The sequence below is a fragment of the Acinetobacter sp. AOR01_HL genome (assembly GCF_027855455.1).
Lineage (GTDB): Bacteria > Pseudomonadota > Gammaproteobacteria > Pseudomonadales > Moraxellaceae > Acinetobacter > Acinetobacter baumannii.
The window spans coordinates 1-24,378 of the sequence record NZ_JAKTIM010000050.1 but is presented as its reverse complement, the minus strand read 5'-3'; the positions used below and the strand labels follow the sequence as shown (position 1 = coordinate 24,378).

Annotated in this window: 18 protein-coding genes, 2 tRNA genes, 3 rRNA genes and 1 pseudogene; 8 read left to right on the top strand and 16 right to left on the bottom strand. The window is 41.0% G+C overall.

Annotated features, from left to right (window positions below; genetic code table 11):
• Positions 1 to 138 precede the first annotated feature (138 nt).
• From niaP to MKL62_RS14990, 4 genes are all read right to left on the bottom strand, one after another.
• A complete protein-coding gene (niaP, locus tag MKL62_RS15005; RefSeq protein WP_000366687.1) occupies positions 139 to 1,458 on the bottom strand; it encodes a niacin transporter NiaP in 1,320 nt (439 codons plus the stop codon).
• An 82-nt stretch (positions 1,459 to 1,540) separates the two neighbouring features.
• Positions 1,541 to 2,185, bottom strand: coding sequence for a trimeric intracellular cation channel family protein (locus tag MKL62_RS15000; protein WP_000927792.1), 645 nt, complete (start codon positions 2,183 to 2,185; stop codon positions 1,541 to 1,543).
• A 45-nt stretch (positions 2,186 to 2,230) separates the two neighbouring features.
• Positions 2,231 to 2,698 (bottom strand): YchJ family protein, encoded by a 468-nt coding sequence (locus tag MKL62_RS14995; protein ID WP_000194004.1) that lies wholly within the window; start codon positions 2,696 to 2,698, stop codon positions 2,231 to 2,233.
• 71 nt (positions 2,699 to 2,769) lie between these two features.
• Positions 2,770 to 4,362 carry a TerC family protein gene (locus MKL62_RS14990; protein ID WP_000575778.1) on the bottom strand — a complete coding sequence of 531 codons (1,593 nt, stop codon included), beginning with the start codon at positions 4,360 to 4,362 and terminating at the stop codon, positions 2,770 to 2,772.
• Positions 4,363 to 4,688: 326 nt separating this feature from the next.
• Here MKL62_RS14990 and MKL62_RS14985 point away from each other — a divergent pair, with 326 nt between their 5' ends.
• The 4 genes from MKL62_RS14985 to dinB all read left to right on the top strand — a co-directional run bounded on the left by MKL62_RS14985 (position 4,689) and on the right by dinB (position 8,794).
• Positions 4,689 to 5,312 (top strand): LOG family protein, encoded by a 624-nt coding sequence (locus MKL62_RS14985; RefSeq protein ID WP_001089658.1) that lies wholly within the window; start codon positions 4,689 to 4,691, stop codon positions 5,310 to 5,312.
• Positions 5,313 to 5,509: 197 nt separating this feature from the next.
• Positions 5,510 to 6,901: a multidrug transporter subunit MdtD gene (gene mdtD, locus MKL62_RS14980; protein WP_005129894.1), complete on the top strand. Its 1,392-nt coding sequence runs from the start codon at positions 5,510 to 5,512 to the stop codon at positions 6,899 to 6,901.
• Between the two features lie 77 nt (positions 6,902 to 6,978).
• Positions 6,979 to 7,737 (top strand): glycoside hydrolase family 25 protein, encoded by a 759-nt coding sequence (locus MKL62_RS14975; RefSeq protein ID WP_000163490.1) that lies wholly within the window; start codon positions 6,979 to 6,981, stop codon positions 7,735 to 7,737.
• A 1-nt stretch (position 7,738) separates the two neighbouring features.
• On the top strand, positions 7,739 to 8,794 hold the full coding sequence (gene dinB, locus MKL62_RS14970; RefSeq protein WP_001226142.1) for a DNA polymerase IV: 1,056 nt from the start codon (positions 7,739 to 7,741) through the stop codon (positions 8,792 to 8,794).
• Positions 8,795 to 8,852: 58 nt separating this feature from the next.
• On the opposite strand, the pseudogene MKL62_RS14965 reads toward dinB, so the two are convergent.
• Positions 8,853 to 8,915, bottom strand: a pseudogene (locus tag MKL62_RS14965) (hypothetical protein); the annotation flags it as partial.
• A gap of 199 nt (positions 8,916 to 9,114) precedes the next feature.
• Here MKL62_RS14965 and MKL62_RS14960 point away from each other — a divergent pair.
• Positions 9,115 to 9,468, top strand: coding sequence for a RidA family protein (locus MKL62_RS14960; RefSeq protein ID WP_000216804.1), 354 nt, complete (start codon positions 9,115 to 9,117; stop codon positions 9,466 to 9,468).
• A 145-nt stretch (positions 9,469 to 9,613) separates the two neighbouring features.
• Here the strand turns inward: MKL62_RS14960 and MKL62_RS14955 are convergent, their stop codons facing one another.
• The 4 genes from MKL62_RS14955 to MKL62_RS14940 all read right to left on the bottom strand — a co-directional run bounded on the left by MKL62_RS14955 (position 9,614) and on the right by MKL62_RS14940 (position 14,832).
• A complete protein-coding gene (locus MKL62_RS14955) occupies positions 9,614 to 10,114 on the bottom strand; it encodes a DUF2726 domain-containing protein (protein ID WP_000291528.1) in 501 nt (166 codons plus the stop codon).
• 313 nt (positions 10,115 to 10,427) lie between these two features.
• Complete coding sequence (locus tag MKL62_RS14950) at positions 10,428 to 12,806, bottom strand: YgiQ family radical SAM protein (protein ID WP_000102049.1); 2,379 nt, start codon at positions 12,804 to 12,806, stop codon at positions 10,428 to 10,430.
• Positions 12,807 to 13,020: 214 nt separating this feature from the next.
• On the bottom strand, positions 13,021 to 14,280 hold the full coding sequence (locus MKL62_RS14945) for an esterase-like activity of phytase family protein (RefSeq protein ID WP_005129895.1): 1,260 nt from the start codon (positions 14,278 to 14,280) through the stop codon (positions 13,021 to 13,023).
• Between the two features lie 147 nt (positions 14,281 to 14,427).
• Entirely contained in the window at positions 14,428 to 14,832 is a 405-nt protein-coding gene (locus tag MKL62_RS14940) for a helix-turn-helix domain-containing protein (RefSeq protein ID WP_000350995.1), read from the bottom strand.
• Between the two features lie 81 nt (positions 14,833 to 14,913).
• Between MKL62_RS14940 and MKL62_RS14935 the strand changes: the two genes are divergently transcribed.
• The 3 genes from MKL62_RS14935 to MKL62_RS14925 all read left to right on the top strand — a co-directional run bounded on the left by MKL62_RS14935 (position 14,914) and on the right by MKL62_RS14925 (position 16,899).
• A complete protein-coding gene (locus MKL62_RS14935; protein ID WP_001098173.1) occupies positions 14,914 to 15,399 on the top strand; it encodes a DUF2938 domain-containing protein in 486 nt (161 codons plus the stop codon).
• Between the two features lie 16 nt (positions 15,400 to 15,415).
• Positions 15,416 to 15,982: a flavodoxin family protein gene (locus tag MKL62_RS14930; protein WP_005129896.1), complete on the top strand. Its 567-nt coding sequence runs from the start codon at positions 15,416 to 15,418 to the stop codon at positions 15,980 to 15,982.
• A 308-nt stretch (positions 15,983 to 16,290) separates the two neighbouring features.
• Positions 16,291 to 16,899, top strand: a complete 609-nt coding sequence (locus MKL62_RS14925; RefSeq protein ID WP_100228821.1) for a lytic transglycosylase domain-containing protein — start codon at positions 16,291 to 16,293, stop codon at positions 16,897 to 16,899.
• Between the two features lie 55 nt (positions 16,900 to 16,954).
• Here MKL62_RS14925 and cysK read toward each other — a convergent pair whose 3' ends face one another.
• The 7 genes from cysK to MKL62_RS14890 all read right to left on the bottom strand — a co-directional run bounded on the left by cysK (position 16,955) and on the right by MKL62_RS14890 (position 24,204).
• Positions 16,955 to 17,953, bottom strand: a complete 999-nt coding sequence (gene cysK, locus MKL62_RS14920; RefSeq protein ID WP_002059893.1) for a cysteine synthase A — start codon at positions 17,951 to 17,953, stop codon at positions 16,955 to 16,957.
• A gap of 207 nt (positions 17,954 to 18,160) precedes the next feature.
• A complete protein-coding gene (locus tag MKL62_RS14915) occupies positions 18,161 to 18,703 on the bottom strand; it encodes a GNAT family N-acetyltransferase (RefSeq protein ID WP_002059886.1) in 543 nt (180 codons plus the stop codon).
• 164 nt (positions 18,704 to 18,867) lie between these two features.
• Positions 18,868 to 18,982: ribosomal RNA gene (gene rrf / locus MKL62_RS14910) — 5S ribosomal RNA — on the bottom strand.
• A gap of 185 nt (positions 18,983 to 19,167) precedes the next feature.
• Positions 19,168 to 22,060 (bottom strand): 23S ribosomal RNA (locus MKL62_RS14905).
• Between the two features lie 340 nt (positions 22,061 to 22,400).
• Positions 22,401 to 22,476, bottom strand: a tRNA-Ala gene (locus MKL62_RS14900).
• A 55-nt stretch (positions 22,477 to 22,531) separates the two neighbouring features.
• Positions 22,532 to 22,608: transfer RNA gene (locus MKL62_RS14895), tRNA-Ile, on the bottom strand.
• Between the two features lie 59 nt (positions 22,609 to 22,667).
• Positions 22,668 to 24,204, bottom strand: a 16S ribosomal RNA gene (locus MKL62_RS14890).
• Together the 16S, 23S and 5S rRNA genes with 2 tRNA genes alongside form the textbook arrangement of a ribosomal RNA operon.
• Positions 24,205 to 24,378: the final 174 nt, after the last annotated feature.

Below are 24,378 nucleotides of genomic sequence, written 5' to 3'. Positions count from 1 at the left end.
CAAATCAGTCGTTATTTTAAGTGTGTATTATGCTAAGTGGGCTATGTTACAGACACAAGGGGGACTCTGTCACCTGAGCGTCAAATTGTGTCTTATCTCTCTATATTTTTAGTTACTTGCTATAAAGTTAGGCAAAAACTATAGCCCAATTGACTCTAGCCTTTTACCTTGAGTCTCTTCACCTAATATCAAAATCACTAAAGCTACGGCAAGTAAAACCACAGTAAACATCATAAAAACGTGATTAAAGCCGTTTTTAGCAACCATCATATGTGTCACGACCATTGGCGCGACAATTCCACCGATACGCCCCATTGCCGATGCCCAGCCTGACCCGAAAGCCCGAATATTGGCCGGATATTGTTCTGGTGTATAGGTATATAACACTCCCCATGCACCCAAATTAAAGAATGACATGAGACAGCCCCAGAACATAATGCTATTTACACTGTCGGCTTGTCCAAAGAAATATGCCGACAAAGCACAAAAACCGATAAATGCGGCAAGTGTAATTTTTCGACCTAAACGCTCGACAAACCAAGCAGCCGCCAAGTAGCCCGGTAACTGCGCCAAAATCATAAGCAATACATATTCAAATGATTTGACAATGTCATAGCCTTGTTTCACCAATAAACTCGGCAACCACGTAAAGATGCCGTAATAGGAATACACAATGCCAAACCAGATTAGCCAGAGCATTAAACTTCTACGAGCAAATTGACCACTCCAGAGCTGTTTAAATGAAACTTTTTGTCGCATCGCCACAGGCACGACTTCAATATGGTGAACAATTTGCACACATGCTTCGGCTTCTAGTTTTTGTACCAGTGCATGCGCTTCTTCAATACGACCACGGTTAATCAAATACGGTATCGACTCAGGAACTTTTTTCCAAATCACTAAAATATAAATAAGTGGAAGACCGCCTATAAGAAAGGCAATATGCCAACCAAATTTAGGAATAATAAAATAAGAAATGAGCGCAGCAACTAGCCAGCCTAATCCCCAAAAACTTTCAAGTAGAACGATAAATCTTCCACGAACATGAGCAGGCACATATTCACTGACCAGCGTGACTGCTACAGGTAATTGACCACCTAGCCCCAACCCAACAATAAACCGAAAAATTAATAGCCACTTTAGATCAGGGGCAAAAGCACATAACGCAGTCGCAATACTATAAATTGCCATTGTCATCGCAAAGACAGTTTTACGGCCAAAACGATCTGCCAAGGCACCAGAACAAACTGCGCCTATAGCCATACCTACAAAGCCAATACTGACAATCCAGCCACTTTCAACTGGTGTTAATGACCAGTCTTTAACAAGGGTTGTCATAATAAAAGCGATAATGCCGGTATCCATCGCATCAAACATCCAACCTAAACCCACTACCCATAAAAGCGTGTAGTGAAATTTGCCAATTGGAAGATTTTGTATACGTGAAACCAGATCCATAGGATTAACTCTACTGGAAAGAATAAGTGGACAAGACCATATATAGAATTGTTATATCATGCCCACATGAAATTCTGCATGATTAATGTTCATCGGTTGAAGAAGCCGACTCTGCATCATCATCTTTATAAATAAATTTGGGCATTTCTAAACCAAAATAAATGGCAATTAAACGAAGCGTAAAACCGAATACTAAGGTTGAAATAACGGTAAGTTCTAAACTCAAACCTAAGTCTAGACAGACCCAATAGCAAATGACTGCAACAAAAGAAATACTTGCATACAGCTCACGGCGGAAAACAAACGGGACGTCGTTACATAAGATGTCACGTAAAATACCACCCGAAACTCCCGTTAAAACGCCTGCTACAGCCGACACGACAAAACCATGCCCCATCTGTAAGGCAATCTGACAACCAATAATGGTAAATCCGATTAAGCCTAACGCATCGAGCACCAAGAAAATGTTATGTAAATGACGCATCCATTTAGCAATAACGATGGTAACAAATGCAGCACAACACGTTAAAACTAAATATTCAGGATGTTTTACCCACGTTAAAGGATAGTGTCCAAGTAGTACATCACGTACAGAGCCACCACCCAAGGCCGTCACACAGGCAATTAGTACAACACCGAACCAGTCCATACTCCGTCGCCCAGCAGACAATGCACCAGTCATGGCTTCGGCAGTAATCGCAATAATATAAATAACGGTGAGTAACATTGCCCTTTCCCTCAGGCCAAACGGTGGGCGTATTTTAAGATAAAGTTATAGGAATTGTGCACAGCATTGCTTAAATTTTTTTCCTGAACCACATATACAAGGTTGTTTCATGGTGACCTGCATATCGACCGTCGGATCAAGGAAAAACCATTGTTGCTGATGAAATACAAAATGTGAAACTTCATGATGAATTTGAGCGCTTTTACCATCATGATAATGGGCCTTGAACTCTACCTGTGCATGGGTTTTATCTAATTTTTCGTTGGCGTTAACCACCTCTAAACCCAACCATTGATTTTGTTTGCTCCATTCCGCAATAGCCTCTTTATCAAGAGCAGTTTGCTGACCTAAAGCCGTCGTTTGCACAATATAATCAATTTGCTGCAATGCAAATGCACTATAACGTGAACGCATAAGCTGCTCTGCGGTGAGTGCTTTTGTTGTGCCTAAATGTAAAGGTTCACAACATTCTGCATAGCTGCCTTTTCCGCATGGACAAGTTTGTTGGGTCATTTGGTACTTCTCAAATAAAAAATAGCTCAAAGTTGAGCTATTTTATGATGTTTCTAAATCTGACACGCAATTTAATCTTTCGATTCATCTTGTTCGATAGAAACAATATGAACTTTCTCGATTTTATGGCCTTCCATGGTTACAACTTCAAAGCGATAACCATCCGCTTCAACAGTTTCACCATTTTCAGGTAAACGGCCTAAATGGAATAATAAATAACCCGATAAAGTAGAATATTGTTCACTTTCATCAACTAAGTCACGACCAAGTAAAAGCGATACATGACGAATATCGGTTGAACCTTCAAGTATTAACGAACCGTCTTCTAAACTTTCTGCTGCTGCATCTAGTTCGTCTTCATCAGGGAACTCACCCGCAATTGCTTCTAAAATATCAATTGGTGTGGCAATACCTTCAATTGAACCATATTCATTTAGAACAATCGCCATTTGTAAAGGAGCCTGACGTAATTGCTCCATCACCATAAGCACTTGAGCATTTTCATGCACAATAACTGGCTCACGTAAGTGCTTTTGAAAATCGATAACGCCTGTTTCAATAAAGCCATTTAAAACTTTATGTGTAAGCGCAATACCTTCAATATTATCAAGTTCACCACGAGCAACAATTAAACGTGAATGTGTCATCGACATTAAACGTTCTTTTAAAACTTCTGGTTCTTCGTCTAAATCAATCCATTCAAGCTCAGGTCTTGGTGTCATCACTGACTTTACTGGACGTTCAGATAAACCAAGTACACCTTGTACAAGCACACTATGGTAAGCGCCATTTTCTTCATCAAAGACTTCATCAGCAAAAGCTTGAGTTGCCAATACATCTTCTTTATCAGCCGTTTGAGCGTCTGAAGTAGAACCGCTATTTTTACTGCCTAACATACGTAAAACCGCAGAAGCTGTGCGATAACGTAAATCTGTAGTAGTCACTAGCTTCTCTTGGTTGCGACGCATGGTTTGGTTGATCATTTCGACTAAAATTGAGAAACCAATCGCAGCATATAAATAACCCTTCGGAATATGGAAACCAAAACCTTCCACCACCAAAGAGAAACCAATCATCATCAAGAAGCCAAGACATAGAATAACTACTGTTGGGTGTTTATTCACAAAGTCCATGAGTGGTCTTGAAGCCCACAGCATAATACCCACAGCAATCACAACAGCAACCATCATGACTGACAGTTCTTTCACCATACCTACAGCAGTAATTACGCTGTCTAATGAGAATACGGCATCAAGTACAACAATCTGAACAATAACCATCCAGAACGCAGCATGAACAGGATTATCTTCTTTATGAAGTTGTTTACCTTCCATCCGCTCATGCAATTCCATGGTGCCTTTAAAGAGCAAGAACACACCACCGAACAATAAAATCAAATCACGGCCAGAGAATGGATGGCTAAAAATATGGAAAAGTGGTTGGGTGAGTGTCACGACCCAAGCAATTGAAGCTAAGAGGATAAGACGCATTCCCAAAGCGAGTATTAAACCCACTATACGTGCCTTAGTACGTTGTTCTGGTGGCAACTTTTCAGCCAAAATGGCAATAAAGACGAGGTTATCGATCCCTAGTACGATTTCAAGAACAATTAATGTCGCTAGGCCTACCCAAGCAGACGGATCAGACATCCATTCAAAGATCATTGATCCTGCTCCTGTGCTGGGTGGATTTTATCTTTATTGGGCAACGCAAAAGGCATGCCTAGACAAAGGGGGAATAATGTTTTTTTAGGACAAGAAATTAAAACGGAGCGACTACAACCACTACCCATATTTGTTCATATGTTGTTAAACGAATTTTCAGTATAGGCAAGATTTAACATAAATTCATCATTTTTATTTGATCATTATATGTATTCACCAAACCCATACAAAACATGAATCTTTCCTATAAAACTGCTTATAAAGTTGTCATATTTTTTGCTTAGTGTAGACAAGAAATATGAACGTGATAAGGTGAAAATAAAGCAATGAATAGCGTATTAACAATGGCAGTAAATGATTCACCAATAACATCTGTAAAAACAACACAACCTCTTATTGCATTATATTGTGGCTCACGAGCAGGAAATAACCCGATTTATCGCGAAAAGGCAATTGAGTTAGCCAGCGGAATTGCTGAACAAGGTTTTGGTTTGGTCTACGGCGGTGCCAGTATTGGTTTAATGGGACAAGTCGCAGAAAGTGTACTTGCACATGGTGGAGAAGCTGTAGGGGTCATTCCTGAATTTATGCTTGATTATGAAGTGGCGCATGCAGGACTGACCGAGTTGCATGTGGTAGAAACCATGCATGAGCGTAAAGCCATGATGGCAGAGCGCGCGAGTGCTTTTATCGCGCTACCTGGCGGTTTAGGTACATTCGAAGAAATTTTGGAAATTGCGACTTGGGGTCAACTCAATCAGCACCAAAAACCCATGATTTTATATAACGTAAATGGTTTTTATAATGCGTTAATTGCTCAGTTAGACCATGCTGTACAAGAAGGCTTCCTTCCTCTTCAGCATCGAGCTAAATTAATTGTATGTGAAGAAATCGACCAAATTTATAACGTCATTAAAAACTTAAAAATGCCAAAGAGATTTGTTGTTTAAGCTCTCTACCTCAACAAAAAAGCGGATTCTTCCGCTTTTTTTATTTTATCTATTTATACTCATTCACTTGAAAGTCCGGTTATATAGCTGCTCTAAATAATAGAAGTTAAACTTACAAAGCGTTTATTCAACATTGACTTACTTTTTTTAAATTCAATTTGTTTTACACTAGGCGAAAACGTTAATTTTCAAATGTTATGAATGCCACGCCAACCCATCAAGCCTTGCAACCCGAATATCGCCTATTGGTTCTTTTGGTTTCCATTGGCTTTTTTATGCAGGCATTAGATACAACAATTGTAAATACTGCCATTCCTGCAATGGCACACCATTTAAATGAAGATCCATTACGTATGCATAGTGTAGTGGTGGCTTATGTTTTATCTGTAGCGGCCTGTATTCCTTTAAGTGGATGGTTGGCCGACCGTTTTGGTGTTAGAAATACGTTTTTATCAGCAATCATTATTTTCACGCTTGCTTCCTTAGGTTGTGGCCTTTCTCAAAGCCTAAATCAGCTTTTATTTTTCCGTGTCATTCAGGGGGTAGGAGGTGCGTTATTACTCCCTGTTGGTCGTTTATCACTTTTAAAAATTATTCCCCGAACTCAATTTTTGGCAGCCATGAGCCTCATGAGTCTGGCAGGTTTACTAGGCCCTTTAGCTGGTCCAACACTCGGTGGTTGGCTCGTTGAAGTTGCAACGTGGCATTGGATCTTTCTTATTAATATTCCAATGGGAGTATTAGGTATATTAATGACATTAAAGGTCATGCCAAATGTAAAAGAGCCTACCGTTAAAACATTTGACCTTATTGGGTTTGTGCTCTTAGTCGTCGCAATGATTGGCTGGTCTTTGGGTATTGAACATCTTGCCTCACCTGAATATTCCAAATGGTTTAGTATTTCTTTATTAGTGGTCGGGGTAGTCGCAACCCTTTGGTATGCCTACCATTCACATACCCATCAAAACGCATTGTTCCGTAGCCGACTCTTTAGAAACAAGATTTACGCGATTGGTATTTTAGGTAATTTCTTTGCCCGCTTTGGTGGTAATGCCTTACCTTTTGTTTTACCGCTCATGCTACAGGTCGCTTTTGGCTTTGAGCCATTCATTGCGGGATTAATGATGATTCCGCTAGTGTTAGGGTCGCTTTTCTCCAAACCGATTGTTAGACCGATTATTCAGAAAATGGGTTATCGCCGCTTTCTGTTAATTAACACAACTTTAGTTGGTCTATGTATTGCGTCTTTTGCCATTATGACTGTCGACACCCCAACTTGGTTTAGAGCCTTACACTTTTTCTTATTTGGTACATTAAACTCATTACAATTTGTGGGAATGAATACACTTACCTTAAAAGATTTGCCTCAACAAGATGCAAGTAGCGGTAATAGTTTCTTATCAATGATTATGATGCTTTCAATGAGTATTGGTGTTGCACTGGCAGGTACACTCATTAATATATTTACCGATTATTATGGTACAGCACATGTGACAACTGCCTTCCATGTCACCCTCATTTGTTTAGGTTGTATTAATATCATTACCGCACTGATCTTTTGGCAAATTCCCAAAAATACGCCTGTGTAAGCAGTTGCATTTTTAGCGTGGTTTCTCGCTCGCGAATCACGCTATGATGTGAACTTCATATTAATACTGAGTTTTGCATGACCAAGCTGGCAAAAACCTTTTCTGCACCACGCTATAATGCCCTCATTGGGATTGTTTTAGCTTGTGTTATGGGGGTTCTCACCTACTTCGGTCTGTTCTACCAGCAAAAAGCTATTGCTCAAGATTACCCAGTTCAAGGCTTTGATGTCTCTCACCATCAAAAAAATATCAACTGGAAAAAAATATCACCCAAAAAATTCCAGTTCGTCTATTTAAAAGCGACTGAAGGCGGTGATTATAAAGATCCAAAATTTCAAGAAAACTGGTTAAAAGCACGCGAACATGGCTTTCATGTCGGCGCTTATCATTTTTATCGTTTATGTCGTGATGGTAAAACACAAGCTGAAAATTTTATTGCAACTGTACCCAACAAAGTTGATGCCCTTCCTCCTGTTATTGATCTGGAATATGACAGCAACTGTATTAATTCCCATACCAAAGAACAATTACTTAAAGAAATAGGCATCATGCATGACAGCTTAAAGCATCATTATGGTAAACAGCCTATCTTTTATATTTCCAAAACTTTTTACCACATTGTATTAATAGGTAGTTTCCCTAATACTCCTCTTTGGGTCAGAGATTACGAAGGGAAACCTGAGCTGAAAGACAAGCGAAAATGGCTCTTTTGGCAGCATAGTAATCAAGGTAAAATTGAAGGCATGACCAAGCCAGTAGACTTAAATGTTTATGAAGGTTCAGTCAAAGAATGGCACCAATTTTTACAGCAGCAAGGCATCGTGAAAGCACAATAATATGCGCAAAATCATTCATATCGATATGGATGCCTTTTATGCATCGGTCGAATTGCGAGAGCGTCCTGATCTAAGGCATCTCCCAGTAGTTATTTCATCACATCACCCACGCGCCGTAATTGCAGCTGCTTCTTATCCTGCTCGTGAGTTTGGTTTACGCTCTGCCATGTCCATGAGCCAAGCAAGAAAACTATGCCCTCAAGTTGTTATTATTGAGCCAAATTTTGAAAAATATCGTGCCATCTCGGCTCAAATTCATAGTATTTTTCAACAATACACGACTCTTATTGAGCCTTTATCTTTAGATGAAGCCTATCTTGATGTCACTGAAAATTTAAAACAAATCGCGAGTGCGACCGAAGTGGCTATGCATATTCGGGAAGATATTTTCAGGCAAACCGGACTGACAGCCTCGGCTGGTGTAGCACCTAATAAATTCTTGGCAAAAGTTGCGTCCGACTGGAATAAACCGAATGGCCTGTTTGTTATAAAACCTTCTCAAGTAGCCAGTTTTATTCAGGACTTGCCCTTAAAGAAAATTCCAGGAGTAGGCAAAGTTACCCAAGAAAAGCTCCAACAGCTTGAATTACATACGCTAGGCGACTTACAAAAAATTGAAGAAGCTGTTTTAGTTCACCACTTTGGTAAATATGGCCAACAGCTTTATTTATACGCTCAAGGCATCGACAACCGGCCCGTTCAAGCTGAACGTGCCCGACAGCAAATTTCGAAAGAAACCACATTTGATAGTGACTTTACTTTAGCTCAGTGCCAACCCTACTGGCATGGTCTAGCCGAAAAAGTCTGGCAAAGTTTAGAGAAAAAGCAACTGAATGCCCGAGGCGTAAATATTAAGCTCAAACTTAAGAATTTCCAGACTTTGCAACACAGTAAAAGTTTTAAAAACCCAATTCATTCTCAACAAGACCTGATTCAAGTTTTATTCTTACTTTTAAATGAGATGCATATTCCCGAAAACTTCCAATTTCGGCTCATTGGTATTGGAGTTTATCAATTACAAACTAAAGCTGACGACTTTCAGTTGTCCTTATGGTAAGTGTTGTTTTTTTATACAAAAGAACAAGTTTTAAACAAAAACAGTTCCCTTTTGCTTAAAGTTTGAAGTAATCTAATCAGCGCATATTCATTACCCATGTATTTGCAACATGCCAAAGCAACCTTTACTTTCGGCATATCGTCCTGTGATTGGCGTGACGACCAAATCCGAATATTACAGGGCACTTAAAGTACATGGAGCTTGCCCATTCTTATAAATCACAACAATAATCTACTGAAATTCTTTTGCACTTGCTTGCACCTGCCTACGAACTCTTCATAAAATCAAACTATTCAATAAAGACACTTTAGAGCATTTTTATGACGGTAAAACGCTTACACGTGACTTCAAGATATTGTGAAGTGGCGATTTCGGGTAATTTAGTCCATTTAGCAGGGCAGCTCGCTGATGACACCAGTGTAGATATTACGGCGCAAACTCAACAAACTTTGGACAATATTGATCGCTTACTTGCTGAAGCCGGAACTGACAAAAGTCATATCCTGTCTGTTATGATTTTTCTAAAGGATATTGATAAGGACTATGCAGCTATGAATGCAGTGTGGGATGCATGGATTAGCAAAGAGCATCCACCTGCTCGTACTTGTGTTGAATCTAAACTTTATGCACCTGATGTACTTGTAGAAATGACCGTTGTTGCGGTACTCCCTTAATTCTTATTAATTTTAATCAATAAAAACTGAGCAATATTGATCATGATAGTGCTCAGTTTTTTATATTTTTAAAGTTGATAATATCAGCATTTTTTAAAATCTTATTTAATGAGGCTTAAAATTAAATTACTGTAAGACCTAATTTTTAAGACTTTACAAAAGCATTTGAAATTCTTTCTAGCTGAGGCGTTGCATGTAAAGTTGCCATCTCTGATTCAGGGGTTAATAAGTCTCTTCTTAACTCATGATAATCTGGCACAGTGCTGTAACTTAATACACGATAGCCCGCAAGCTGTAATAAACGGCGCTCATATTGTTGATGTGCTCGGCGTAAACCACTTTCCTCAAGCATAACCACTACAACAACCTGATAATTTTGATCAAGCACAACAAAGTCAGCTGTCATATTTTGATATTTGCGACGAGTGTGAGCATATTTTGTTGTTAATAATGCATCAAATGAAACATGAGCTAACACAGTAAATTTAGGCAATACTGTCTGTAAACGAGTTAATGTCATTTGTTCATGACTACTTAACACGGCACGGCGCTTTAAAGCACTGTCTTGTTGATGCTTTCTTGAGAGGCTTTTCGCCGCCATAACAACGGTCAAAAATAGTAATAAGATTGTAATTAAATAGTACATGGGTCCATCCTTTAAGTTTTTTATAATGATTTTGCTAGATCACGCTTTGTTTTAATTGATAACGACACAGCCGTTCTTTAAAAGGTTCACTTAGTAATTTCACTTGTAGTTATCAAGCTTGGCTTAAATTTAGCCACCCTCACATTATTTATAAACACAGACTCAGCAACAATCAAGTGCAGCTCGTCAGATTTTTAGGATTTATCATTTTTCATTACACTTTTTACATAAAAAATGCTCAGAAATCTCACCATATGATTTATCCACTCACTTTAAAAATAAAAAAGGCTCTTAAACAGAGCCTTTTTTATCGTTATCCACGAGCTTTTGATTTTGGTTTACTTTTACCACCAAATGGTCTCTTTTCACCTGTCTCACGAGGTGGTAGACCCGTATGTTGAGTCAGTACCTGCCCTTTTTGAGGTCGTTTATGCTGATTTTTATTTTGAACTGTTTGACCTGAACGCTTCACTGAATCGCCCGCAACAGTCGAGTTCTTCTTACGTGCAGATTTATATTCTCCTTCCGCCCCTTTCGGTTGATAAGTTGGAATTAAATGTTGCTTTGAATTACCAATTAAATCAGCGCGGCCCATTTCTTTAAGTGCTTCACGAAGTAATGGCCAGTTATTTGGATCGTGGTAACGTAAGAATGCTTTGTGCAGACGACGGCGTTTTTCACCTTTTACAATGTCTACATTTTCAGTGTAACGCGCCACTTTTGCGAGTGGGTTTTTCCCTGAATAATACATGGTTGTTGCAGTTGCCATCGGTGATGGGTAGAACGTCTGTACCTGATCGGCACGGAAACCATTCTTCTTCAGCCAGATCGCAAGATGCATCATGTCATAATCAGAAGTACCTGGGTGTGCAGCAATAAAGTAAGGAATTAAATATTGCTCTTTTCCTGCTTCTTTACTAAAGCGATCAAACATTTGTTTGAAACGGTCATACGTACCAATACCCGGTTTCATCATCTTAGATAAAGGGCCTTGTTCAGTATGCTCTGGTGCAATTTTTAAATAACCACCAACGTGATGTTGTACTAGCTCTTTGACATATTCAGGGTTCAATACAGCAAGGTCATAACGTAATCCCGACCCAATCAGAATCTTCTTCACCCCTTTAATCGCACGTGCTTTACGATAAAGCTGTACTAAAGGTGCATGGTCGGTATGCAAGTTTTGACAAACACCCGGATATACACAAGAAGGTTTACGACAGTTCTTCTCAATTTCAGGGTCTTTACAATGCAAACGGTACATGTTTGCTGTTGGACCACCTAAGTCTGAAATAATACCGGTGAAGTTCGGCGCTGTATCACGAATTTTCTCGATCTCACGTAAGATCGAATCTTCCGAACGGTTTTGGATAATACGGCCTTCATGTTCTGTAATCGAACAGAATGTACAACCACCAAAACAGCCACGCATAATATTGACCGAGAATTTGATCATATCAAATGCAGGGAAACGCGCATCTCCATATGCAGGATGCGGCAAACGTGCATATGGCAAATCAAATACATAATCCATTTCCTCTGTGGTTAGCGGAATTGGAGGTGGATTGATCCAGACATCACGCTCACCATGACGTTGAACCAAAGCACGTGCATTACCCGGGTTGGTTTCAAGATGTAAAATACGGTTTGCATGTGCATAAAGCACTTGATCATTTGCCACTTCTTCAAAAGAAGGTAAACGAATTACAGCCAATTCTCGCGGAGGTAACTTGTGTTTAATCGCTTTTGACTGAGCAGGCTTTAGCTGAACAATCTGAGTATTTTCATCAAGTTGGTCGCCTTCACGTACAATCGGATTTGCAACAATTTCTTTTTGAAAACCTTGATACTGAGCTAGTGTGTTGCCTTTATCTTTCTCAATTTCACAACCATCAATATCTTCAGTCATGACATATGGGTTAATAATTGGGTCAACACGCCCAATCGTATCTACATCATTACTGGCAATTTCAACAAATTTTGCTTTAGCCGCTTTGTTATGTTTATTAATAATAAATGCTGTACCACGAACATCTGTAATCTCGTGGATTTTTTCACCTTTAGCCAAACGGTGCATCACGTCAATAATGGCTCGTTCACCATTACCATACATAAGCATATCGGCTTTTGAATCCATCAAAATTGAACGACGGACTTTGTCTGACCAATAATCATAGTGCGCAATACGACGTAAACTACCCTCAATACCACCTAATAGTACAGGTACATCTGGGAATGCTTCACGACAACGTTGGCAATAAACCGTTGCCGCACGGTCAGGGCGTTTATTTGGTTCATTGTTTGGAGAATATGCATCATCCGAACGGATTTTACGATCTGCCGTATAGCGGTTGATCATCGAATCCATATTGCCCGCAGTCACTCCCCAAGCAATCGTTGGCTTACCCAATACACGGAAACTTTCAACATTGGTCCAGTCTGGCTGTGCAATAATACCGACACGGAAACCTTGCGCTTCCAATACCCGTCCAATCACACCCGATACAAATGATGGATGATCAATATAAGCATCGCCACAGACTAAAATAAAGTCACACGCATCCCAGCCGAGTTGGTCCATTTCTTCTCGTGACATCGGCAAAAATGGCGCTGGTTCAAAACACGACGCCCAATATTTGTCGTAATCAAACAACGCTTTTGGCGCAGTTTGCATAGTATAAGCGGTAGACATGGCTTGCGAATCTCGGCTAGCAGATGGAGGAGAGACATCTAAAGATGAAAGCCGATCATTTTAACATGAATTTCATTCATTTTCCTTGTTTATAAAACACGCGAAAACAACAATATAGAAATTAATTTGATTAAAGTTTACTCAATATTTTATTCTTAGATTAAATACGGCGGAATAAAATCCGCCGCAGATCGAACTCATTTATTTATATGACTTAGAAGAGAGCTTTTGGTAAACGAATCTGAATAATCTCGTTATCATCGGCCAACTTTGCATTACGTCCCGTCGACCCAGGGAAGTTATTATCATTGAAAACCGTCAGTGTTGTACCATTTTCAATAATTACATCTTCAATGGTTTCAAATGGGAAGGCAAAAACCTGTCCCGTACCAATATCCCCTGCTCTAGCTGTGCCATACAACATATTCGGGTTAGCAATTTTAATTAAATCGACTAAGTCTTCGCGGCTGACCAGCTGGCCTGACTCAATTAATTTAATACGAATTAATTTTTTATAGCCGCCTAAATTATTCTGCGTGGCATCACGTTCAATAATAATACCCTCATTATTATTAAAAAGTTGGAAATCACCAATATTGGTTGCTTTACTGTCTAACTGGAACCAATAATATTTTCCTGTATACGCTTTTTTCTTCAGGTCAAATTGAGAAATCAGCAACTGTCTTTCTGTTTCCCGAATTGATTTAATTGGCTTTTCTATAAGCGGATAGAGATACTGCCCATCTGGCGAAATCGCCATTCCTTCAAAACCGCCACTTTGTTGAACAAGAGGTTCCACAAAATTAATTTGTGCTTTATTAAATTGATTTTGTGGTGAACGTAATTCTTGAGTTGGATTTAATGGATTTGGTAAAGGAATCGGAGCGTCTAAAAGTACACCATCTGCTGAGAAATGGAGTAAATATGGACCAAATTCATCTCCAATCCAGTAAGTCCCATCACTAGTACGCTGCATCGACTCTGGGTCAAAATCAGCACCCGTTAATAAACGCTCAGGTGTATTATCATTGATGATATTAAATGGAATTAATTTATTCGGATCACGCAGTTGGATAAAACTTTGTACAGTAACTTGACCGGTGCCTTTAGTTTTAGTTTTGAAATCAGGCTTTATTTTATAAATACGAAGTAAAAAGTCTGATGAATTATCTTGAGTCCCAAAACCGTTATCGGCCATTGCCATATAACTGCCATCTTCATTTTTTAATGCAGCAGAAAATCCCTGTACAGGTTGACCTTTAAACGGAGGATAAATTCCATTTGCACCTTTCACATATGCCCCTGAGTCTGGTCCAGCAGCATAAGTTTCTACAGGTAACTTAGCAAAAGAAATTAGAGTTGGTTCGGTAACGTTTTCAGTAGGTGAAGTTTGATCTTGATCGTTATCATCGTTACATGCCGTCAATCCTAAACTGGCACAGCATAATAATGCGATTAAAGTTTTTTTGCTCATGATTTTATACAGTTGGTAAAAAATTAAGCAAATTTAATCAAGCTTGTATGAAGTTTTTGCTTCAAAAATATGAAATCTTTATGGCGAAAATATGACAAGCCTATTGTTTAACACCCAATAGAAAACCGAACTTGTTAGTAAAGCTAATTAAAGTTTTGTTGGCTGATATTCTCCAGCAATTGCTGCTTTTAAAAATTTTTGGAAAGTGGGACATTCCATATGATTTTCAGCAGGACATACAGCAGCGTGTTCTAATCCCTGGCTGATAAAATGCAATCGCTTTGCCATTTGCTCTAATTGTTCAGCTTTATCTTTTAGTTTTTGACGGTCAAGATCAGGCTTACCATCTTGCCCAAACATTGTGGCAATTTCATTTAAAGAAAATCCTGCAGCACGACCTAAAGCAATTAATGCCAGTTGATCAATTACTTGTTTGCCATATTGTCGACGTAAGCCTTGCCGCCCTATCGATTTAATTAGTCCTTTCTCTTCATAAAAACGTAGGGTAGCCGTTGTGACTTTTGCCTTCTTAGCGACTTCACCAATATCCATAATACCCTCTTGACTTCAAGTGAACTTTAATTTGCACAATAAATTTATCACGTTTCATACGTATAAAAGCAAGGTGTAAAAATGAATACATCCACTCTGTTCTTTCAAGCTTTATGTCTTGGTATTGGTGCAACCATCGTTATGGATATATGGCTGTTAATACTAAAAATATTTAAGGTCCCGACTTTAAACTTTGCCTTTCTTGGACGTTGGGTGGGCTGGATATTTCAAGGAAAACTCGTCCATCAATCTATTGCTAAAAGTACCCCAATAAAGGGGGAATATTTATTAGGCTGGATTGCTCACTATAGTGTCGGGATTATCTTCGCATTGAGCTTTCTTTTAATTGTAGGTTCGACTTGGCTCGACCACCCTCAGTTTTACTCAGCACTACTGTTTGGTTTGGTCACCGTTCTTATTCCTTTTTTTATTATGCAACCAGCTATGGGTAGTGGTTTTGCCTCATCAAAAACACCTCATCCTTTTTTGAACTGTCTGAAAAGTTTGCTGAACCATAGTGTTTTTGGCTGTGGTTTATATCTCACTGCAAAACTATTTCAAATTTAAATAAAGGGAAATTTCCATGAAAACTGTTGCCATTATTTACCATAGTCGCCAAGGCCACACCCAATTTATTGCTCAGCAAATTCAAATTGGCATCTTGAGCCATCACAATATTAAAGCTGATTTACTCAATGCCGAGGATCTTAACGAGCGTCCAGAAATTCTTATCCAATATGATGGATTAATTTGGGGATCTCCCACTTATTTAGGTGGTGTATCTTCCAAGTTAAAACAGCTCATGGATGCAACTGGTCCATTATGGAAAAAACAAAGTTTTAAAGGAAAATTAGCGGCTGGGTTTACCGTTTCATCTCTTCCTGCTGGTGATAAACAATCCACACTAATTTCAATTTTTACTTTTTGCATGCAACACGGCATGTTATGGGTAGGGAACCCAATTCTACCAGAACAGCATCAAGGTGTTGCCTATACACAAGCAGTTAACCGACTCGGTTCATGGTCAGGTTTAATGGCTCAGGCTGAACATGCTAGTAATGCAGATGGTTTTGATGAAGGAGATATTAAAACTGCTCAACAATTTGGTGAAAATTTTGCATTGACCTTAAATGCTTATCAAGGGACTTAACTCCATAGTTGAAAAAGAATGTCTGTAAGTTAAAACGTACAAAATTTGGGGTCATTAACGGATATTCAACTTGAGTATTTTTTCATAACATATAAATCATAGAGAGACAGGAAGTCTCATTGAAGAAGAATAAGAACGCAGGAAGCGGTAGTTGACAGGAGTTAGCTACATAAAGCTGAATACGAAGAAACCTCGACAGGATGTCGGGGTTTTTTCATTTCAATAATACAAAAATCTTACTTTCTGGTTGGGCTGAGCAACAGAACTTATATTGATCCGATAAATACGGCTGAATACCATCATTTCATTTGAAATTTGATTATTGGTTTTGTATTTTGCTTATCTCATCTTTAGCTCAAGATCATTTTGCACCATCACAATTACAGCGCCTTAGTCTCAAATTTTTTATTATTGCGTTGATGACAATAATGACGGGATGTACAAGTTTAGGCCCTAATAGCGGTTCATTTTCTTGGCGCTCAAGTAAGCTTTCGTCTGGCTTACAAAAAGCTTATTCCGTTCCGCCAAGTACAGCGAATCGCCTATCTCCAATGATTATTCAAAGCGCTGATAGATATAATGTTCCACCGCTTTTATTGGCAGCCGTGATCAGGCAAGAGTCTAGCTATAATAGTAATGCTCGCTCTCCCACCGGGGCTATTGGGTTAACACAAATTATTCCCAGTTATTGGCAACAAACTTGTGCTGGTAACTTGTATGATGAATCTACCAACATCCAATGTGGTGCTTATATTTTAAATCATTACTATCAGACAGCAGATAGCTGGTTCAAAGCGACAGCATATTATAATGTTGGTCCAACAGGATATGAACGAAGTTTCTGGACACGCCACAAAGCAAAAAAATATGCTCGATCTGTGAAACGTCATCAGAAAACTTTAAAAAGTGCTTTATAAATTAAGATTAAATAAAAAAGCCCATTTATTCATGGGCTTTTTTATATGGTTAATTTTATTCGTCAAATAAACCTTCAAATAAAACAGAAGATAAATAGCGTTCCCCACTATCTGGAAGAATAACAACAATTGTTTTACCTGCATTTTCAGGACGTTCTGCAATTTTAGCCGCTGCTGCCAATGCAGCACCACTTGAAATACCCACTAAAATACCTTCTTGGGTGGCACAATTTCTCGCCCATTGAATTGCTTCTTCACTACTCACTGGTAAGACTTCATCAACCAGATCTAAATCAAGATTCTTTGGAATAAAGTTTGCTCCAATTCCCTGAATTTTATGCGGTGCGGGTGTAATGTTCTCACCATTTTTTGTTTGAGTAATAATTGGAGACTCAGCAGGTTCAACTGCTACTGAGTACAATGGCTTATTCTGAACTTGTTCAAAATAACGAGAAATACCCGTAATCGTACCTCCTGTACCTACACCAGCTACCAAGATATCAACTTGCCCACCTGTTGCTTGCCAGATTTCTGGCCCAGTCGTATCAACATGAATTTGTGGATTAGCTGGGTTTTCAAACTGTTGTGGCAAGAAATAAACTTCTGGCTGTTCAGTTGCTAATCGCACAGCTTCATCAACTGCACCTTTCATTCCCTTCGCTGGTTCGGTTAGGACTAAATTAGCACCAAGTGCTTTTAACACTTTTCTACGCTCAAGGCTCATGCTTGCAGGCATAGTTAAAGTAATGGAATAACCTTTTGCCGCCGCTACGAACGCCAATGCAATACCAGTATTACCACTGGTTGGTTCAACAATATGCATGCCTTCTTTTAGCACACCACGCTTTTCCGCATCTGCAATAAGTGCCGCCCCGATACGACATTTCACAGAAAAAGCTGGGTTACGACTTTCTACTTTGGCTAATACAATTGCATCAGTTTTAATCAAACGATTAATACGTACTAAAGGAGTATTACCAATAGCTTCTGCATTATTTGAATAAACTGCGATACCTAAATTATTGGGTGTTGGGAATTGTGGATCAGTAGACATGTTATATCCTTATTAGATTTGGAATGATTCTGAATCATTATAGGCTTGTCAGTTAAACAGGAAAGTAGAAAAAGTGAAGTAAAATAAAAAATGGAATTTACATTAAAAATAAAAAGATATAAAAATAGTAAAATCAAATACTTAAAATATATAGATATCCAATCTAAAGTAAACTTTCGCTGCAGCATTAAAGCCCAAGCATAATTACTACCAAAGTTCACCTTCTCGCCAATCTGCACAAATAGTGTCCTCTTCTGAACTATTTGATAGCTGGTCTTTCATCTGAATATTTAAAGGATATAGCATAATTTCATACTCATCCGTTAGATAACTACAAGTGTTTTGTTTGATAAATAAATTTCCTTTCCAAACAGTCCATCCTAATTTTTCATAAAATGCTTCATCTTCTGGTTGTAATGCGGCAAGCCCATATTCCAGATGAGTTAATGTCTCTACTAAATATTTTAATAATTGTGATGCAATCCCCTTACCTCTCATCGTGTAACCAGTGGTCACATACTCTACATAAGCAGTTTTCACATCGGAACTACCATTTATGGTAAAAACTCTATCCGTCCATAAGGCATGCGAGACAATTTGATTGTTTAATATACCAACGACATGAATAGCTTTTTGCATAAAAGCATATTGACTCCAAGGATCTTCATCAAAAGCAGAAAAACATAACTCAGCAATCTGATGACGTTGATTTCTATCTAGATCTTGGGCTGCGATAATTTTGAACTGCATAGATGAAAACTCAATTTGAACTATTTATAGATTAAGCAAATATTGGAATATTATGAAATTATTCTTTATTCCATTATTTTAGTTTTAATAATTCTTTATTAATTGATTTCTTAATATAAAAAAACACCCCAACCTCTTTTGAGATTGGGGTGTTTAGAATAATGAGCTGGCGATGACTTACTCTCACATGGGTAATCCCACACTACCATCAGCGCTAAGAGGTTTCACTTCTGAGTTCGGGAAGGGATCAGGTGGTTCACTCTTGCTATGGTCGCCAGCACAACTGTTTATGGATACTTGCTTAGGTCTTACTTGATGCCGAAGCGTTTTCCAAATCTGTAACAGACTGGGCTGAATTGAATCTTACTTTATCTGTTCATTTTAGCTAGAGGTATAACTAAATCAAGTTGTCTTGCATATTTAAGAATCGATTGATGCTTCATATACAACTGCTTGGGTGTTGTATAGTCAAGCCTCACGAGCAATTAGTATTGGTCAGCTTCACATATCACTATGCTTCCACATCCAACCTATCAACGTCCTAGTCTCGAACGGCTCTTTAGAGGACATAAAGTCCTAGGGAAATCTTATCTTGAGGTAGGCTTCCCGCTTAGATGCTTTCAGCGGTTATCCCTTCCGAACATAGCTACCCGGCGATGCGACTGGCGTCACAACCGGTACACCAGAGGTTCGTCCACTCTGGTCCTCTCGTACTAGGAGCAGATCCTCTCAAATTTCCAGCGCCCACGGTAGATAGGGACCGAACTGTCTCACGACGTTCTAAACCCAGCTCGCGTACCTCTTTAAATGGCGAACAGCCATACCCTTGGGACCTGCTTCAGCCCCAGGATGAGATGAGCCGACATCGAGGTGCCAAACACCGCCGTCGATATGAACTCTTGGGCGGTATCAGCCTGTTATCCCCAGAGTACCTTTTATCCGTTGAGCGATGGCCCTTCCATACAGAACCACCGGATCACTAAGACCTACTTTCGTACCTGCTCGACTTGTGGGTCTCGCAGTTAAGCGCGCTTTTGCCTTTATACTCTACGCGTGATTTCCGACCACGCTGAGCGCACCTTCGTACTCCTCCGTTACTCTTTAGGAGGAGACCGCCCCAGTCAAACTACCCACCAGACACGGTCCTCGTCCCGGATCACGGGACAGAGTTAGAACCTCAACATTACCAGGGTGGTATTTCAAGGACGGCTCCACTGGAACTAGCGTTCCAGCTTCAAAGCCTCCCACCTATCCTACACAAGTAAGGTCAAAGTTCAGTGTCAAGCTGCAGTAAAGGTTCACGGGGTCTTTCCGTCTAGCCGCGGGTACACTGCATCTTCACAGCGATTTCGATTTCACTGAGCCTCTGCTGGAGACAGCGCCGCCATCATTATGCCATTCGTGCAGGTCGGAACTTACCCGACAAGGAATTTCGCTACCTTAGGACCGTTATAGTTACGGCCGCCGTTTACTGGGGCTTCGATCAAGAGCTTCGCTTACGCTAACCCCATCAATTAACCTTCCAGCACCGGGCAGGCATCACACCCTATACGTCCACTTTCGTGTTTGCAGAGTGCTATGTTTTTAATAAACAGTTGCAGCGGCCTGGTTTCTGCGGCTGTCGTCAGCTCAGGAAGCGAGTTCCATCACCAACAACAGCGTACCTTCTCCCGAAGTTACGGTACCATTTTGCCTAGTTCCTTCAGCAGAGTTCTCTCAAGCGCCTTGGTCTACTCGACCTGACCACCTGTGTCGGTTTCGGGTACGATTCCTGTGTAACTGAAGCTTAGAGACTTTTCCTGGAAGCATGGCATCAACCACTTCGCTGTACAAGTACAGCTTGCTATCAGATCTCAGCATAGAGTACCCCGGATTTGCCTAAGATACATGCCTACATCCTTTCACCTGGACAACCAACGCCAGGCTGATTTAGCCTTCTCCGTCCTCTCATCGCATTACACAGAAGTAATGGAATATTAACCATTTTCCCATCGACTACGCCTTTCGGCCTCGCCTTAGGGGTCGACTCACCCAGCCCCGATTAACGTTGGACTGGAACCCTTGGTCTTTCGGCGAACGGGTTTTTCACCCGTTTTGTCGTTACTCACGTCAGCATTCGCACTTCTGATACCTCCAGCATGCTTCTCAACACACCTTCATCGGCTTACAGAACGCTCCCCTACCACGTATACAAAGTATACATCCGCAGCTTCGGCACATAGTTTTAGCCCCGTTACATCTTCCGCGCAGGCCGACTCGACTAGTGAGCTATTACGCTTTCTTTAAAGGGTGGCTGCTTCTAAGCCAACCTCCTAGCTGTCTATGCCTTCCCACATCGTTTCCCACTTAACTATGATTTTGGGGCCTTAGCTGGCGGTCTGGATTGTTTTCCTCTTGACTACGGACGTTAGCACCCGCAGTCTGTCTCCCGGATAGTACTCATAGGTATTCGGAGTTTGCATCGGTTTGGTAAGTCGGGATGACCCCCTAGCCGAAACAGTGCTCTACCCCCTATGGTATTCGTCCGAGGCGCTACCTAAATAGCTTTCGGGGAGAACCAGCTATCACCAGGCTTGATTAGCCTTTCACCCCTATCCACAAGTCATCCCCTGGCTTTTCAACGACAGTGGGTTCGGTCCTCCAGTTAGTGTTACCCAACCTTCAACCTGCTCATGGATAGATCGCCTGGTTTCGGGTCTATACCCAGCAACTAAACGCCCTATTAAGACTCGATTTCTCTACGGCTCCCCTATACGGTTAACCTCGCTACTGAATATAAGTCGCTGACCCATTATACAAAAGGTACGCAGTCACACCACGAAGGTGCTCCCACTGCTTGTATGCATGCGGTTTCAGGATCTATTTCACTCCCCTCACAGGGGTTCTTTTCGCCTTTCCCTCACGGTACTGGTTCACTATCGGTCAGTCAGGAGTATTTAGCCTTGGAGGATGGTCCCCCCATATTCAGACAAGGTTTCACGTGCCTCGCCCTACTCGTCATCATTATGTGTGCCCTTTCGTGTACGGGAATATCACCCTCTACGTTCGCACTTCCCAGAGCGTTCCACTAAAACACACATAACTTAATGGGCTGATCCCCGTTCGCTCGCCGCTACTGAGGGAATCTCAATTGATTTCTTTTCCTAAGGGTACTGAGATGTTTCACTTCCCCTCGTTCGCCTTGCAACACTATGTATTCATGTTGCAATACCTACCTTAAAGTAGGTGGGTTCCCCCATTCAGACATCTCCGGATCAAAGGATATTTGCCGCCTCCCCGGAGCTTTTCGCAGGCTATCACGTCTTTCATCGCCTCTGACTGCCAAGGCATCCACCACATGCACTTAATTACTTGACTATACAACCCCAAACAGTCGATGTTACCTACAAGTTAGTAACTTCAACATTTCAGTTTAGAGCACTGTGCACTTAAGCACCGTACAGCTTCAATCTAAATTCACATACCAAAACGCTTGATTCAGTTAATTTGCTAGTTCTCAATTCATCTAGATTAATCGCTTAACCTAAACTCTTGAGTGAACAATTTATTTCAGACTCAATTTTGCCAATCTGTTAATGAGTTAATGTGTCTTCGTCAGATCACACTAATTACCGTGATAATGAAATCACAGAAGTTAATAAACCAAGATCTCAATCTTTATTTACTAATTTCTGTAATCCGAACTTATCTTAAGTTCTGGTGGAGACTAGGAGAGTCGAACTCCTGACCTCCTGCGTGCAAAGCAGGCGCTCTACCAACTAAGCTAAGTCCCCAGCTTACATCATCAATCATGTATCTTTTATCTATAACTTCAACCAGTCAAAGTCATGGTGGGTCTGACAAGACTTGAACTTGTGACCCCACGCTTATCAAGCGTGTGCTCTAACCAACTGAGCTACAGACCCTCAGATACATCTATGAAGAACAACTTGTTGTGGATTCTTACCAATCGTCAATCTTTCGTTAAGGAGGTGATCCAGCCGCAGGTTCCCCTACGGCTACCTTGTTACGACTTCACCCCAGTCATCGGCCACACCGTGGTAACCGCCCTCTTTGCAGTTAGGCTAGCTACTTCTGGTGCAACAAACTCCCATGGTGTGACGGGCGGTGTGTACAAGGCCCGGGAACGTATTCACCGCGGCATTCTGATCCGCGATTACTAGCGATTCCGACTTCATGGAGTCGAGTTGCAGACTCCAATCCGGACTACGATCGGCTTTTTGAGATTAGCATCACATCGCTGTGTAGCAACCCTTTGTACCGACCATTGTAGCACGTGTGTAGCCCTGGCCGTAAGGGCCATGATGACTTGACGTCGTCCCCGCCTTCCTCCAGTTTGTCACTGGCAGTATCCTTAAAGTTCCCATCCGAAATGCTGGCAAGTAAGGAAAAGGGTTGCGCTCGTTGCGGGACTTAACCCAACATCTCACGACACGAGCTGACGACAGCCATGCAGCACCTGTATCTAGATTCCCGAAGGCACCAATCCATCTCTGGAAAGTTTCTAGTATGTCAAGGCCAGGTAAGGTTCTTCGCGTTGCATCGAATTAAACCACATGCTCCACCGCTTGTGCGGGCCCCCGTCAATTCATTTGAGTTTTAGTCTTGCGACCGTACTCCCCAGGCGGTCTACTTATCGCGTTAGCTGCGCCACTAAAGCCTCAAAGGCCCCAACGGCTAGTAGACATCGTTTACGGCATGGACTACCAGGGTATCTAATCCTGTTTGCTCCCCATGCTTTCGTACCTCAGCGTCAGTATTAGGCCAGATGGCTGCCTTCGCCATCGGTATTCCTCCAGATCTCTACGCATTTCACCGCTACACCTGGAATTCTACCATCCTCTCCCATACTCTAGCTCACCAGTATCGAATGCAATTCCCAAGTTAAGCTCGGGGATTTCACATCCGACTTAATAAGCCGCCTACGCACGCTTTACGCCCAGTAAATCCGATTAACGCTCGCACCCTCTGTATTACCGCGGCTGCTGGCACAGAGTTAGCCGGTGCTTATTCTGCGAGTAACGTCCACTATCTCTAGGTATTAACTAAAGTAGCCTCCTCCTCGCTTAAAGTGCTTTACAACCATAAGGCCTTCTTCACACACGCGGCATGGCTGGATCAGGGTTCCCCCCATTGTCCAATATTCCCCACTGCTGCCTCCCGTAGGAGTCTGGGCCGTGTCTCAGTCCCAGTGTGGCGGATCATCCTCTCAGACCCGCTACAGATCGTCGCCTTGGTAGGCCTTTACCCCACCAACTAGCTAATCCGACTTAGGCTCATCTATTAGCGCAAGGTCCGAAGATCCCCTGCTTTCTCCCGTAGGACGTATGCGGTATTAGCATCCCTTTCGAGATGTTGTCCCCCACTAATAGGCAGATTCCTAAGCATTACTCACCCGTCCGCCGCTAGGTCCAGTAGCAAGCTACCTTCCCCCGCTCGACTTGCATGTGTTAAGCCTGCCGCCAGCGTTCAATCTGAGCCATGATCAAACTCTTCAGTTAAAATCATTTTGCACCTTATTTATAGACAAGGTACCAATTCTGGCTCATCAATTACTGACTTAAATTTCGCTCAAATAAACTTCGAGTAATTTAAACCAATCAATCAATGAAAATTATTTCGATTAATCAATCAGTAAAAATCCACACAAGTTGTTCTTCAATTCTCTTAATGAT

Excerpts from the sequence above, each read along its gene's own strand:
- MKL62_RS14935 (WP_001098173.1), top strand. The coding sequence starts at position 14,914 with ATGAATACATCCACTCTGTTCTTTCAAGCTTTATGTCTTGGTATTGGT.
- cysK (WP_002059893.1), bottom strand. The coding sequence starts at position 17,953 with ATGTCTACTGATCCACAATTCCCAACACCCAATAATTTAGGTATCGCA.
- MKL62_RS14990 (WP_000575778.1), bottom strand. The coding sequence starts at position 4,362 with ATGATCTTTGAATGGATGTCTGATCCGTCTGCTTGGGTAGGCCTAGCG.
- MKL62_RS14955 (WP_000291528.1), bottom strand. The coding sequence starts at position 10,114 with ATGTACTATTTAATTACAATCTTATTACTATTTTTGACCGTTGTTATG.
- MKL62_RS14960 (WP_000216804.1), top strand. The coding sequence starts at position 9,115 with ATGACGGTAAAACGCTTACACGTGACTTCAAGATATTGTGAAGTGGCG.
- MKL62_RS14985 (WP_001089658.1), top strand. The coding sequence starts at position 4,689 with ATGAATAGCGTATTAACAATGGCAGTAAATGATTCACCAATAACATCT.
- MKL62_RS14945 (WP_005129895.1), bottom strand. The coding sequence starts at position 14,280 with ATGAGCAAAAAAACTTTAATCGCATTATTATGCTGTGCCAGTTTAGGA.
- MKL62_RS14950 (WP_000102049.1), bottom strand. The coding sequence starts at position 12,806 with ATGTCTACCGCTTATACTATGCAAACTGCGCCAAAAGCGTTGTTTGAT.
- MKL62_RS14975 (WP_000163490.1), top strand. The coding sequence starts at position 6,979 with ATGACCAAGCTGGCAAAAACCTTTTCTGCACCACGCTATAATGCCCTC.
- mdtD (WP_005129894.1), top strand. The coding sequence starts at position 5,510 with ATGAATGCCACGCCAACCCATCAAGCCTTGCAACCCGAATATCGCCTA.
- MKL62_RS14940 (WP_000350995.1), bottom strand. The coding sequence starts at position 14,832 with ATGGATATTGGTGAAGTCGCTAAGAAGGCAAAAGTCACAACGGCTACC.
- MKL62_RS14915 (WP_002059886.1), bottom strand. The coding sequence starts at position 18,703 with ATGCAGTTCAAAATTATCGCAGCCCAAGATCTAGATAGAAATCAACGT.
- MKL62_RS15000 (WP_000927792.1), bottom strand. The coding sequence starts at position 2,185 with ATGTTACTCACCGTTATTTATATTATTGCGATTACTGCCGAAGCCATG.
- dinB (WP_001226142.1), top strand. The coding sequence starts at position 7,739 with ATGCGCAAAATCATTCATATCGATATGGATGCCTTTTATGCATCGGTC.
- niaP (WP_000366687.1), bottom strand. The coding sequence starts at position 1,458 with ATGGATCTGGTTTCACGTATACAAAATCTTCCAATTGGCAAATTTCAC.
- MKL62_RS14930 (WP_005129896.1), top strand. The coding sequence starts at position 15,416 with ATGAAAACTGTTGCCATTATTTACCATAGTCGCCAAGGCCACACCCAA.
- MKL62_RS14995 (WP_000194004.1), bottom strand. The coding sequence starts at position 2,698 with ATGACCCAACAAACTTGTCCATGCGGAAAAGGCAGCTATGCAGAATGT.